Source organism: Streptomyces sp. NBC_00466, assembly GCF_041433995.1.
GTDB lineage: Bacteria > Actinomycetota > Actinomycetes > Streptomycetales > Streptomycetaceae > Streptomyces.
In genome coordinates, this window is sequence record NZ_CP107896.1 from 3,623,017 (window position 1) to 3,636,231 (window position 13,215).

The 13,215-nt window shown below is 69.2% G+C and carries 12 protein-coding genes; 7 read left to right on the top strand and 5 right to left on the bottom strand.

Annotated elements, in window-relative coordinates:
* Nucleotides 1–407: 407 nt before the first annotated feature.
* The 3 genes from mshA (at nucleotide 408) to OG210_RS16170 (ending at nucleotide 4,264) form a co-directional block, all read left to right on the top strand.
* Nucleotides 408–1,757: a D-inositol-3-phosphate glycosyltransferase gene (mshA, locus tag OG210_RS16160; protein ID WP_328328404.1), complete on the top strand. Its 1,350-nt coding sequence runs from the start codon at nucleotides 408–410 to the stop codon at nucleotides 1,755–1,757.
* The gene (locus OG210_RS16165) at nucleotides 1,750–2,283 is read left to right on the top strand and encodes a YbjN domain-containing protein (protein ID WP_328328402.1); all 534 of its coding nucleotides are present in this window, start codon (nucleotides 1,750–1,752) and stop codon (nucleotides 2,281–2,283) included. Before mshA ends, OG210_RS16165 begins: the two co-directional genes overlap by 8 nt.
* A 298-nt stretch (nucleotides 2,284–2,581) precedes the next feature.
* Nucleotides 2,582–4,264, top strand: coding sequence for a glycosyl hydrolase family 28-related protein (locus tag OG210_RS16170; RefSeq protein WP_371537245.1), 1,683 nt, complete (start codon nucleotides 2,582–2,584; stop codon nucleotides 4,262–4,264).
* A gap of 43 nt (nucleotides 4,265–4,307) precedes the next feature.
* On the opposite strand, the gene OG210_RS16175 is transcribed toward OG210_RS16170, so the two are convergent.
* Nucleotides 4,308–5,627: an MDR family MFS transporter gene (locus OG210_RS16175; protein WP_371537247.1), complete on the bottom strand. Its 1,320-nt coding sequence runs from the start codon at nucleotides 5,625–5,627 to the stop codon at nucleotides 4,308–4,310.
* 246 nt (nucleotides 5,628–5,873) lie between these two features.
* Here OG210_RS16175 and OG210_RS16180 point away from each other — a divergent pair, with 246 nt between their 5' ends.
* Nucleotides 5,874–6,635, top strand: a complete 762-nt coding sequence (locus tag OG210_RS16180) for a phosphoglyceromutase (protein WP_328328398.1) — start codon at nucleotides 5,874–5,876, stop codon at nucleotides 6,633–6,635.
* 146 nt (nucleotides 6,636–6,781) lie between these two features.
* Here OG210_RS16180 and OG210_RS16185 read toward each other — a convergent pair whose 3' ends face one another.
* The 3 genes from OG210_RS16185 to phoU form a co-directional block, all read right to left on the bottom strand.
* Nucleotides 6,782–7,510, bottom strand: a complete 729-nt coding sequence (locus OG210_RS16185) for a hypothetical protein (protein ID WP_328328396.1) — start codon at nucleotides 7,508–7,510, stop codon at nucleotides 6,782–6,784.
* A gap of 332 nt (nucleotides 7,511–7,842) precedes the next feature.
* Nucleotides 7,843–7,992 carry a hypothetical protein gene (locus tag OG210_RS16190; RefSeq protein ID WP_371537252.1) on the bottom strand — a complete coding sequence of 50 codons (150 nt, stop codon included), beginning with the start codon at nucleotides 7,990–7,992 and terminating at the stop codon, nucleotides 7,843–7,845.
* A 98-nt stretch (nucleotides 7,993–8,090) separates the two neighbouring features.
* Nucleotides 8,091–8,771 (bottom strand): phosphate signaling complex protein PhoU, encoded by a 681-nt coding sequence (gene phoU, locus OG210_RS16195; protein ID WP_327296732.1) that lies wholly within the window; start codon nucleotides 8,769–8,771, stop codon nucleotides 8,091–8,093.
* Nucleotides 8,772–9,102: 331 nt separating this feature from the next.
* On the opposite strand from phoU, the gene OG210_RS16200 reads away from it, so the two are divergent.
* Complete coding sequence (locus OG210_RS16200) at nucleotides 9,103–10,449, top strand: ATP-binding protein (protein ID WP_328328392.1); 1,347 nt, start codon at nucleotides 9,103–9,105, stop codon at nucleotides 10,447–10,449.
* Complete coding sequence (locus OG210_RS16205; RefSeq protein WP_102918029.1) at nucleotides 10,446–11,126, top strand: response regulator transcription factor; 681 nt, start codon at nucleotides 10,446–10,448, stop codon at nucleotides 11,124–11,126. The genes OG210_RS16200 and OG210_RS16205 overlap by 4 nt, the downstream gene beginning before the upstream one ends.
* Before the next feature lie 178 nt (nucleotides 11,127–11,304).
* On the opposite strand, the gene OG210_RS16210 is transcribed toward OG210_RS16205, so the two are convergent.
* Entirely contained in the window at nucleotides 11,305–12,003 is a 699-nt protein-coding gene (locus OG210_RS16210) for a DUF461 domain-containing protein (protein ID WP_328328390.1), read from the bottom strand.
* Nucleotides 12,004–12,600: 597 nt separating this feature from the next.
* On the opposite strand from OG210_RS16210, the gene OG210_RS16215 reads away from it, so the two are divergent.
* Nucleotides 12,601–13,083, top strand: coding sequence for a CarD family transcriptional regulator (locus tag OG210_RS16215; protein WP_006380568.1), 483 nt, complete (start codon nucleotides 12,601–12,603; stop codon nucleotides 13,081–13,083).
* The last annotated feature ends 132 nt before the right edge of the window (nucleotides 13,084–13,215 follow it).

Here is a 13,215-nt window from a genome sequence, read left to right on the forward strand (position 1 = left end):
GGGGTTGGTGGTCCCACGCGTCACGGCCCCGACCGGACGGGCGCCCGCCGTGCGGACACCCACCGGACGGCCACCTGTCGTACGGACACTTGCCGGACGGGCGCCCGTCGTACGCACTCCGGACCGGCTGCCGGCTGAGCGGTCACCAGGGGAGCGGTCGCCAGGGGAGCGTTCACCCGCGGCACGGCCCCCGGCAGGGCTGTCACCAGCAGGGCGGTCACTGGCAGGACGGCCGCCGTCGGGGCGGTGCGGGGAGGGCTGGGCCATGTGCCGAGGGTATGTGAGCGGCGTCAAGGTAATTATTCGGCAAAGCGGAAATGCGACAGCGCATCCCGCTGTTCCAGACCTCAGACGGGGTGCGCCTGCCCTGGAGTCGAGCGTGCCCGCGCGAGGAGAGGACCGTCCACGTGAGCCAGTACGTGTCCCGGCTCGGGGGCCGGATCACGGGACCCGCGCGGCCCCCCAGGCTGATGTTCGCAGGGCACCGCAAGCCGCGCAGGGTCGCCATGCTCAGCGTGCACACCTCCCCCCTGCACCAGCCGGGCACCGGCGACGCGGGCGGCATGAACGTCTACATCGTGGAGCTGGCGAAGCGGCTGGCCGCGATCAACATCGAGGTGGAGATCTTCACCCGCGCCACCACGGGCGGCCTCCCGCCGCTCGTCGATCTCGCGCCCGGCGTGCTCGTACGCCATGTGGACGCCGGCCCCTACGAGGGCCTGGCCAAGGAGGAGCTGCCCGCCCAGCTCTGCGCCTTCACCCACGGTGTGATGCAGGCCTGGGCCGGACACCGGCCCGGCTACTACGACCTGGTGCACTCCCACTACTGGCTCTCCGGCCACGTCGGCTGGCTCGCCGCCGAGCGCTGGGGCGCGCCGCTCGTCCATGCCATGCACACCATGGCGAAGGTCAAGAACGCCGCGCTGGCCGACGGCGACACGCCCGAACCCGCCGCACGGGTCATCGGCGAGACGCAGATCGTGCGGGCATCCGACCGGCTCATCGCCAACACCGATGAGGAGGCCGACGAGCTGGTACGCCACTACGAGGCCGACGCCGGCAAGGTCGCCGTCGTCCACCCCGGCGTGAACCTCGACCGTTTCCGCCCCGCGGACGGGCGGGCCGCCGCCCGGGCCCGCCTCGGGCTGCCGCAGGACGCCTTCGTACCGCTCTTCGCCGGCCGCATACAGCCGCTCAAGGCGCCCGACGTCCTGCTGCGCGCGGTGGCGGTCCTGCTCGACGAGGACCCCTCGCTGCGCAAGCGCATGGTGGTGCCGGTGGTCGGCGGTCCCAGCGGCAGCGGCCTCGCCAAGCCGGAGGGCCTGCAGAAGCTGGCCGCCCGTCTCGGTATCGCGGACATCGTCCGGTTCAACCCGCCGGTCGGCCAGGACCAGCTCGCCGACTGGTTCCGGGCCGCGTCCGTGCTGGTCATGCCGTCGTACAACGAATCCTTCGGTCTTGTCGCCATCGAGGCCCAGGCGGCCGGCACGCCGGTGGTGGCCGCCGCGGTCGGCGGGCTGCCCGTCGCCGTACGCGAAGGGTCGACCGGGTTCCTGATCCCCGGCCACGACCCGGCGCGGTACGCGGTGGCGCTGCGCCGCTTCATCGAGAACCCGCGACTGGTGGACGAGATGGGCGGGGCTGCCGCGCGCCACGCCGGACGGTTCGGCTGGGACACGGCCGCGTCGGCGACCGCGGACGTCTACACGGCCGCGATGCACGAACACCGCCGTCGCGTACGCTCGCACCATGGCTGATCAGGCTGGCGAGGCTGACGTACGAGAGGTCCTGGAGCAGGCGTTCAAGGACGCCGGGCTGGAGTGGGAGAGCCCGGAGCCCGGCTCCTACGTGGTGAAGCTCCCCGGCACCCGGAAGCTCTCCACCACCTGCTCGCTGATCATCGGGAAGCATTCGCTGTCGGTCAACGCGTTCGTGATCCGGCATCCCGACGAGAACGACGCCGGGGTGCACCGGTGGCTTCTGGAGCGCAACCTCCGGCTGTACGGGGTGAGTTACGCGATCGACTCGCTCGGCGACATCTACCTCGCCGGGAAGCTGCCGCTGTCCGTGGTCACACCGGATGAGATCGACCGGCTGCTGGGGTCGGTCCTGGAGGCGGCCGACGGGCCCTTCAACACGCTGCTCGAGCTGGGTTTCGCCAGTGCGATCAAGCGGGAGTACGCATGGCGGGTGTCGCGGGGCGAGCCGACCCGGAACCTGGACGCGTTCACGCATCTGACCCGCGAGGCCGGGAGCGAGCCCGGGAGCGAGCCCGAGGGCTGACGACCGGCTCCCGTGCCGACTGCTTCACCCGCTTCGGCGGCCGCAGCGCACTGCTGCGCACCGCGACTCCCTGCACGCCTACTCCGTGCACGGAACACGCCTACTCCGTGCACCGAACTCCGTCTACACGCCTACTCCGTGCACGGATACTCCCTCTGCACGGCTACTCCGTGCACGCCTCTTCCCCACCCCTCGACCCCCGTGGCATGCTCACGGCTGACGTACTCATGAACTCTGTTCATATACGTGAAATTCCATCTGGGAAATTCCATACGTGGAAATCCATACGGGAAGATCCATGGAAGAGGCGGGCATCATGGGGACCATCAGCAGACGCGCACTGCTCGGCAGCGCCACGGCCGTCGCGGCCGTCATCGCGACGGGAGGGACATCCGCAGCCGCATCGCGCGGTCGGTCCCCGTCCACCACCCCGCTCTGGCGGGAGTTCTCCCGTACCCCGTACACCCACCCGCAGATCCCGTACATCGGCGGTGCCGGCCGCCGTACGGGCGAGCGCCGCTTCCCCCGGCTCCCCGTCGTCGCCGACGTCCGCGAGTACGGGGCGGTCCCCGGCGGCTCCACCGACTCGGCGCCCGCGATCAACCGTGCCATCGCCGCTGCCGGCCGACGCGGCGGCGGCACGGTCCTCATCCCGCCGGGCACCTTCCGTATCGACGACCTCATCCGCATCGGGCACAGCAACGTCGTGCTGCGCGGCGCGGGCAGCGGCCGCACCACGCTCTACGCCACGAAGAACCTCACCGAGCTGATCGGCCCGTACGGCTCCCGATACGGCGGCAACAAGTCCTCGTGGTCCTGGGCGGGCGGGCTCATCTGGCTCTGCCCCGAGGCGCGGTTCGCGAGCCTGACGGCCGCCATCACCGCCGCGGCCTGGCCCTTCGAGGGCTGGACGGGCAACAAGCGCGACGAGTGGAGCACGCTCACCACCGTCGCCCCGGCCCGGCAGGGCGACCGTACGGTCACCGTCGCGGACACCTCGAAGCTCGCCCGCGGCGACCTCGTGCTGCTCCGGCTCGCGGACGACGCGGGGCACACGCTCCTGGAGCACATGGCGGGCGGCGGGCCGGGCCCCGAGGCGTACGAGTGGGACGACAAGACCAAGCTGACCTCGTACGTCCCGTACGAGTGGCCCGTACGCATCACAGCGGTGCACGGCCGCAGGCTCACCCTGGAACGCCCCCTTCCGCTCGACATCCGCCCCGAGTGGGACCCCCGGCTCACCACCCATGTCGCGCCGCTGACCGGGTCGGCCGTCGAGGGGCTCACGCTCGAAGCGGTCCTCACCCCGCAGTCGCAGCATCTGCTCGACAAGGGGTACAACGGCGTCGCGTTCCAGTGCACTTACGACTGCTGGGCCGACGACGTCGTCGTACGCGACGTCGACAACGGCTTCGGTCTGGTCGCCGCGTCCGCCACCACCCTGCGCCGCACGCGCGTCGAGGGCCGGGGCTCGCACCACCCGTACTTCTGCCGGGAGGGCTCGCACGACAACCTCGTCGAGGAGTTCACGATCGCCGAGCGCACCGTGCCCGCCCCGGCCGGCACCCAACTGCACGGCATCAACGTCGAGGGGCTCTCCAGCTACAACGTCTGGTCGCGCGGGGTGATGGAGATGGGCACTTTCGACTCGCACCGGGGCCTGCCGTTCGCCAATGTGCGGACCGACATCACCGTCAACAACAACGGTCGGCACGGCGGGGACGCCTCGGCCGGTCCGCTCTTCGGCGCCCGGTTCACCCACTGGAACATCCGGGTCACCAACGGCCGCGAGGGCCTGATGAGGATCGACGGCCTCGCCCCGTACAGCGCGAGCGTCGGGATCAGCACGGTCCGTCCGTTCGACCAGATCGACGTGCCGGACTTCACCGGCGATCTGCACACGCGGCTGGAGGCGTACGGGACGCCGGAATCCGTACACCCCGCCAATCTGCACGACGCCCAGCGGGCGCTGAACCCGTAGTCGTCGGCGGTGGCCGGTGGCGGTTTTCTGCGGGACGGCCGTCCTACGGGGTGGCCGTCCTGCGGGACGGCTGTTCCGACGGCTGTTCCGACGACCGTTCCGACGGCTGTTCCGACGACCGTTCCACGGAGTGGCCGGCGCGCACGGGTACGGGTCCGCCCTGCGGTGGCAGTCCCCGCATCAGCACCCCGTACCCGAGGGCCGCCACCGTGCCCAGCACCGCGCACGTCCCCCACAGCCACTCCGCCCCGAACCGGTCGATGATCACCCCGGACATCAGCGGGGCGACCAGCGCCGCCACCGCCCAGGACATCGTGTACATCCCCTGGTAGCGGCCCCGGCCGTGGACGGGGGAGAGGCGGACCACCAGCCCGGTCTGGGTGGGGGCGTTGACGATCTCCGCGAGGGTCCAGACGCAGACCGTCAGCGCGTACAGCCCGATCGAACCGGCGAACGCGGTGAGCCCGAATCCGTACCCGGCCACCACCGACGAGATGATCAGCAGGCGGCGCGGGTCGCGGTGCTCGATGAAGCGGGTCACCGGGATCTGGAGGACCACGATCAGTACGCCGTTGACCGCGACGGCCATGCCGTAGTCGGCGCTGCTGAAACCGTCCTTGCCCATCGCCACCGGCAGACCGACCGACGCCTGCTGGAAGAGGAGCGCGACCACGAAGGAGAGCCCGACGACGCTCATGAACCGGCCGTCGCGCAGGACGGTCCCCAGCCGGACCGCCGACTCGGTCGCCTGCTCCACGGCCGTACGTACCGGGCGGGACTCGGGCAGCTTGAGGAAGACCAGCACCGCGCAGACCAGGGTCAGGGCCGCCTCGCCGAGGAAGCCCGCGAGATAGCTGTACTGCGCGACGAAGCCCGCGCCCGCCGAGGAGACCGCGAACCCCAGGTTGATCGCCCAGTAGTTGAGGGAGAAGGCACGTACCCGGTCCTCGGGTTTCACGATGTCGGCCATCATCGCCTGCACGGCCGGGCGCGAGGCGTTGGACGCCATGCCGACCAGGAAGGCGACGGCGGCGATGGCCACCGGGTCCCGCATGAAGCCGAGCAGTGCCACCGAGAACGCCGTCGAGACCTGCGCGACGAGCAGCGTGGGCCGCCGGCCGAGCCGGTCGGTCATGACACCGGAGCCGAGCGAGGACACGACACCGCCGAGGCCGTGGAGGGAGGCGACGAGCCCCGCGTACGAGGCCGAGTACCCGCGGTCCAGCGTCAGATAGAGCGCCATGAAGGTGGCGACGAACGCACCGAGCCGGTTGATCAGGGTGCTGGTCCACAGCCACCAGAACGCCCGGGGCAGACCCGAGACACTCTCCCGTGCGGCGCGTCCGAGACTGGCGACGGACATCGTGCATTCCCCCATGGCTGAACTGGACCGGTGTGACTGAGCTGGACGGGTATGTCTGACCTGGTCCGGCGCGGGCGCGCACGCGAGCGGGTGCGTGTGCGGGTGAGCGGGTGAGCGCTGCGCGCGGGCCGGATGTAAGCGGTGCTTCGTACCCATGGACATTACGTTCGGCCCGTTCCGGGCCGCCACTCAATTGACGGAGGGCGTCAATCAGCGGCCGTCCTGCCGTCGATTAGGCTCGGGGTCATGGCCGACGCACCGTACAAGCTGATCCTCCTCCGCCACGGCGAGAGCGAATGGAACGCTACGAATCAGTTCACCGGTTGGGTGGACGTCAACCTGACGCAGAAGGGCGAGAAGGAGGCGGTCCGCGGCGGTGAGCTGCTCACGGACGCCGGCCTGCTCCCCGATGTCGTGCACACCTCGCTCCAGAAGCGCGCGATCCGTACCGCCCAGCTCTCGCTGGAGGCGGCGGACCGCCACTGGATCCCCGTGCACCGTTCCTGGCGGCTGAACGAGCGGCACTACGGCGCGCTCCAGGGCAAGGACAAGGCGCAGACACTCGCCGAGTTCGGCGAGGAGCAGTTCATGCTGTGGCGCCGTTCGTACGACACCCCGCCGCCGGTCCTGGAGGACGGCTCGCCGTACTCGCAGAGCGGCGACGCGCGCTACGCGACGATCCCGCCGGAGCTGCGCCCGCGCACCGAGTGCCTCAAGGACGTCGTCGTCCGCATGCTGCCGTACTGGTACGACGGCATCGTCCCGGACCTGCTCGCAGGCCGCACGGTCCTGGTCGCCGCGCACGGCAACTCGCTGCGCGCGCTGGTCAAGCACCTCGACGGCATCTCGGACGCCGACATCGCGGGCCTCAACATCCCGACGGGCATCCCGCTGGCGTACGAACTGGACGCGGACTTCAAGCCGGTCAACCCGGGCGGCACGTACCTCGACCCGGATGCGGCGGCCGCAGCGATCGAGGCCGTCAAGAACCAGGGCAAGAAGAAGTAACAACCGTACTGAAGAAGCCCCCTGCCCTGCGGGTTCTCCGCGAGGCAGGGGGCTTTTTGCTGCGATGGGGCGGGCGGGTGTGCGTCAGGCGGGGCCCGGGCTGCCCGGGGCACCCGGAGCGCCCCGGCCACCAAGCCAGGTCACGGTCACGTCCGGCACCGCCGGGGAAGCGTCACCTTTCCAGGCTTGTGCTCGAACGTCTTCATCACCAGCCACTCGTCCAACTCGGGATCGAAGAGATTCTGGATTCCGAATTGCAGTACTTGCCAGAACGTCCCGCGATTACGTTGATCGACGTAGATGTCGCCGAGCGCGAGCGGGAATCTGAGGAATTTCCCCGGAGGACGTTGCGGCTGGACGACGCCGACCCTCCAGTGATTCACGTATCGCCTCGGGGTCTGTTGCAGAATCTCCCGCCCGACGAATCGCGCGGTGCTCAACACCTGGTTCAACTGGTCCCGATTGACACCTGGAATCCGAGAGCATGAGTGGTCGTTCAGGCCAGGCCACTTGTAGGTCAGCGTGTAGAGCGTGTTGTGGTAGATCAGGTTGGTGAACCAGATGGGATAGTGCGGGCCACCCGCGACCATCTGGCTGTCGCCGTCCTTGCCCTGCCAGGTGAACGGCACGGTGATGCCCAGATCCCGGACGACCCACTTGCCCTTTCCACGGAAATCCCGGGGTAGCTGAGGTGGCCGGGGAGCGGTCCCGGATGACGGTGCGGCTTCAGTCTTCGACGATGCGGCCTCGGTCTTCGACGGTGCGGCCCCGGTCCTTGTTCCGGCGGCGGCCGGTGACGGAGCCGCCGCGACGATGGCAATCACCCCGGCGGCGGCGACCGAGACTGCCGCCCGGCGTGTGCGTGTCCAACCCATGGTCTCCCTCAGCTGTCGTGTAGCGCGCCGTCCTGGCACAGGGATCGAGCGCAGGACGCACCGGATTCCGTGTGGCGCCGCGCAGGGGTGCGGGAACACGCCGTCCCCATGACGGCCACGGGGCCGCACCGCGATCAGTCCCCCCGGTGTCACGTGTCACTCCGGGTGGCCGCGCGCGTCACTTGTTCCGCCTACACCGGTCCACCCGCTTGACGCAGCCAGCGAGGCCGTACAGCCCGGAAACCACGACTGCGAGGGCCCCGTCCGCATCACCGCAATCAATCAGCAGTGGCGCGGAACGGGGCCCTCGCAGTCGTACGGAGCGGCTCGCGTCAGCCCTGGCAGCCGCCGCACTGGCACGGACCGCCGGACTGGCAGCCGCAGCTGCAGCCCGGACCGCAGCCACAGGCGCCGAGAACGCTCAGATGGTGCACTTCGACGGGGGCTTGCTGCTCGGGGGCGGTGACGGGGGAATCGGCCATGATTTCCTCCTGCTCGGCATGCGAGGACGTACTGCCTCCGCCATCTCATACCCACCCCGGTGGGGCGCATCAACGGCGCATGCGCGCAAGTGCGCCGTTCACGCCCCCTCGACCTGCGCCGGAGCGGACTGGAGCTCGTCGGCGTGCTCGCCCGTCACCAGATAGACCACGCGCTTGGCCACCGACACCGCGTGGTCCGCGAACCGCTCGTAGTAGCGGCCGAGGAGCGTCACGTCGACCGCCGTCTCGATGCCGTGCTTCCACCGGTCGTCCATCAGGTGCTGGAACAGCGTCCGGTGCAGCAGGTCCATCTCGTCGTCGTCCGTCTCCAGCTGGAGCGCCAGGTCGACGTCCATCGTGATGATGACCTCGGCCGCCTTCGCCATCAGCCGCTGCGCGAGCTGTCCCATCTCCAGGATCGTGGCGTGCAGATCGTGCGGAACGGCCCGGTCCGGGTAGCGGAGCCGGGTGAGTTTCGCGACGTGCTGGGCCAGGTCGCCCGAGCGCTCCAGGTCCGCGCTCATCCGCAGCGAGGTGACCACGATGCGCAGATCGGTGGCGACGGGCTGCTGCCTGGCCAGCAGGGCGATGGCCCGTGCTTCGAGGTCGTGCTGGAGGTCGTCGACCTTCTGGTCGGCGGCGATCACGCTCTCGGCGAGCTTCAGATCGGCGTCCAGCATGGCGGTCGTGGCCCGGCCGATCGCCGAACCGACGAGCCGGGCCATCTCGACCAGGCCCTCGCCGATCGAGTCCAGTTCCTCGTGGTACGCGTCCCGCATGGGAGTCCCTCTCTTGTACGGCTGATCTTGTGCGGCTGGTCTTTGCTGCCGGCTGGTGTTGCTGCCGGCAGGTCTTGTACGGCTGGTGTTGTGCGGCAGATCTTGTACGGCCGGCTTTGTACGGCAGGTCTTGTGCAACCGAACGGCCGCACATTCCGGAGGTGCCCGGCAGATGTCCACCTCCACGTTTCCACCGTCGGTGCGCCACGCGTCCGTTTCCGTCATCCCAAGTGAACCGGCCCTATCCCCTCAGTGAACTCTGGGCGACGAACGTTCGAGCAGGCACCCGGATGGCTGGGGATATGTCGGCGGTGCCGCATAACCTGGACACATGGACGTGAACGCGGCGGTCGCCGCAGCAAGCGCGATCGCCGGGCTGTGCACCGGTGTCATCGGCGTGCTGGCGTTCCGCTGGAGCGAGCGCGAACTGGCACGCCCCACCCGGACCTCCCTGCACACCGACGACGTGCTGCCGCCCGGCGTGGACACCGTTCTCTCCGTGCTCAGCTCCTCCGCCGTGGTGCTCGACGAGAGCGATTCGGTGGTCAAAGCCAGCTCGGCCGCGTACGCCCTGGGCCTGGTCAGGGGCGGGAAACTGGCCGTGGAGCCCATGCTGCACATGGCCCGGGACACCCGGCGCGACGGGGAGATACGACAGGTCGAGCTCGACCTTCCCCGCCGGGGTACCGGCCGCGGCGAGGCGCTCGCGGTCTCCGCCCGGGTGGCACCGCTCGGCTCCCGGCTGGTGCTGCTGCTGGTCGAGGACCTCACCGAGGCCCGGCGCATCGAAGCCGTACGGCGTGACTTCGTCGCCAACGTCAGCCATGAGCTGAAGACCCCGGTCGGAGCACTCTCGCTGCTCTCCGAGGCGGTCATGGGAGCGTCGGACGACCCGGAGGCGGTCACCCGTTTCGCGGGCCGGATGCAGATAGAGGCGACCCGGCTCACCAATCTGGTCCAGGAGCTCATCGATCTCTCCCGGGTCCAGAACGACGACCCGCTCGAAGACGCCGAGCCGGTCCGGGTCGATGTCCTGGTCGCCGAGGCCATCGACCGCTGCCGCCACCAGGCGGGCACCAAGCAGATCACCATGGCGGCGGGCGGTACGGCCGACCTCCACGTCTGGGGCAACCGCTCCCAGCTCGCCGCCGCGCTGGGAAACCTCGTGGAGAACGCGGTGAACTACTCCCCGGCCCGCACCCGGGTCGGTATCGCCGCCCGCCGCACCTCCGCCCCCGGCGGAGGGGGCACCTCCCAGGCTTTCGGCTCTGGGGGACTCATCGAGATCGCCGTCACCGACCAGGGGCTCGGTATCACCGAGAAGGACCGCGAGCGGATCTTCGAGCGCTTCTACCGCGTCGACCCGGCCCGCTCGCGCGCCACCGGCGGCACGGGCCTGGGCCTCGCCATCGTCAAACACGTGGCCGCCTCGCACGGCGGGGAGGTCACGGTGTGGAGCTCGGAGGGCCAGGGCTCCACCTTCACCCTGCGGCTGCCGGAATCCGGTTCCGTACGCAGTCGCCGCGGCCGTACGGATCCGACGGCCGCCCCCGCACAGCACCACACCGGCTACGCCGAGTCCGCCGATCCCACTGACGCTGTCGGCGATGACGACGACCAGCCCTTCGCGACCTTCCTGTCCTCTGAACCCATTCCTGCCCCGGAGGTCCTTCCGTGACCCGAGTGCTTGTCGTCGAGGATGAGGAATCCTTCAGCGACGCCCTGTCCTACATGCTCCGCAAGGAAGGGTTCGAGGTCGCCATCGCGGCCACGGGCCCCGACGGACTCGACGAATTCGAGCGCAACGGCGCCGATCTCGTACTGCTCGACCTGATGCTGCCGGGACTGCCCGGCACCGAGGTGTGCCGCCAGCTGCGCGGCCGCTCCAACGTCCCGGTGATCATGGTGACCGCCAAGGACAGCGAGATCGACAAGGTGGTCGGCCTGGAAATAGGAGCCGATGACTACGTCACCAAGCCCTTCTCGTCGCGGGAGCTGGTCGCCCGGATCCGTGCGGTGCTGCGCCGCCGCGGCGAGCCCGAGGAGGTCTCCCCTGCGGCACTGGAGGCCGGTCCGGTCCGGATGGACGTGGACCGCCATGTCGTGACGGTCTCCGGCGCCAAGGTCGACCTGCCGCTCAAGGAGTTCGACCTGCTGGAGATGCTGCTCAGGAACGCGGGCCGGGTGCTGACCCGGATGCAGCTGATCGACCGGGTCTGGGGCGCGGACTACGTCGGGGACACCAAGACCCTCGACGTCCACGTGAAGCGGCTGCGCGCCAAGATCGAGCCGGACCCGGGCGCGCCCCGGTATCTGGTGACGGTCCGGGGCCTGGGCTACAAGTTCGAGCCGTAAGCCGTTACGTCGTTAAGCCGCGAGCCGCGCTGCGATGTGCGAGCCGCGTACGGAAGGAGGCGCCCCCGACGGAATCGGACTTCCGTCGGGGGCGCCTCCTTATGCACTGTGCTCCGTATGCACTCTGCTGCGCTCTACAAGCGATGTGCGCTCTGCACGCTCGGTGCGCTCATGCGGTTCAGCTGCTCGGCGTGCCCGTGACGGAGCCGGCCGGCGTCTTGTTGGCGCCCGGGCTGGTCTTGCCGCCCGGAGTCGCCTTGCCGCCCGCGCCCGGGGTGGCCTTGCCCGACGCACCCGGGGAGGCCGTGCCCGACGGTGTCGTCGAACCCGAGGGCGTCGCCGAGGTGGAGGGCGCCACGGGCAGGCTGCTCGGGCCGAAGCCCTGGAAGTAGCTGGTGGCCGGGACGACGAGCGCGGCCAGTGTCACCCGACCGGTCTCGCTGAACTGGAAGACCAGGTTCTGCGTGGAGCCGTCGGCGGCTGCGGAGCGGCCGTCGGCGAGCACGGCGGCGGCGTTGTTCTTGCCGCCGATGGCGATCGAACCGTGCGCGGGCACCGAGATCGGGCCCTTGCCCGTGGCCGGGGTGAGCTTCACGACGGAGCTGGAGCCCGCGAGCTTGATGTCCTGGAGCGTCTGGTTCGTGTCACCGTTGTTGAAGAGGGTCGCCGAGATGACGGCGGGGCCCTTTGCCGTGGCCTTCGGCTGGGTGATCACCGTCGCGTTCTGGACCTTGATGACACCGGCCGACGTAGCGGCGTTGTCCGGCTTGACCTCGATCGTCGCCGCGTTGTTGCCCGCGCCACAGGCGGACAGGGCGGCGATCGAGACCACGATGGCAGAAGCGGCGAGGACGCCGCGTCGAAGGCTGCTGCTCACGGCGGCGGCTTCTCCTAGGACGTACGGACAGGACGGACAGGGGGCGGGAGGGGGTAAAGCCTCCCTAAGGGTGTGTCAGCGGCCTCAGGTTACCGAGCCGTGGTCACGGCCCCGCACCCGACCCGCCCCGCCGCCGGTACCGGTGCCCGACGGGCACCCGCGGACCGTCCGATCTCACGGCTTCGTACTCACTGCTTCGTACGCCGTTCACATATCGCGAGTGATCAATTCTCTCTGCCGCTCTTCATCGCCACGCATTCCTTACGGAAAACGCTCTTCCGGCGCACAGTGATCAATTCCTGATTGCGTCCGTATGGGTGATCGACATCCGAACTGGGGTCGCGAAGTTCACCGTTTCGAATGCGGCAAATCGGGACGTTAGCCACCTGTGGGAAGCCTTCGGATCCGTGTGGCGCCTGCGTTTCTCTCCGTGCGCAGAGCTGCTCCGACCTGCGAATACCGCCCCCGGGGAGCCGTCCGCAGCACGTTCGTGTTGCTGTTGTCAAGCCCCGAGATATGCCCTGACCTGCGAAAACGTCATTCAGAAGAAGCCGTTCTCGTGTTAGACTGGATAGCCACGGAAGGGGTACCTGTCACATGACGTTCAAGGTTGGCGACACCGTGGTCTATCCCCATCACGGGGCCGCGCTGATCGAGGCTATCGAAACTCGCCAGATCAAAGGCGTGGACAAGACCTACTTGGTGCTCAAGGTCGCCCAGGGCGACTTGACTGTTCGTGTGCCGGCGGACAATGCGGAGTTCGTAGGCGTACGTGACGTGGTTGGTCAGGAAGGGCTGGACCGGGTCTTCGAGGTGCTTCGTGCACCGTATGCCGAAGAGCCCACGAACTGGTCCCGTCGCTACAAGGCGAATCTTGAGAAACTCGCCTCCGGCGACGTCATCAAGGTGGCCGAAGTGGTCCGTGACCTGTGGCGTCGTGAGCGTGAGCGCGGACTTTCCGCTGGTGAGAAGCGCATGCTCGCCAAGGCCCGCCAGATCCTGGTGAGTGAGCTCGCTCTCGCGGAGAACACCAACGAAGACAAGGCCGAGGCTCTGCTCGACGAGGTCCTCGCGTCCTGAATCGCTTGACCCGTTTTACCTGCTCGACGCTTTGAATGCCGTGGTGCCCGTTGACCACATGGACTGCCCATACACCTGGGCCGGTCTCATGTGTCGTCGGGCGCTACGGCATGTTGTTTTCCCGCGCGGCTC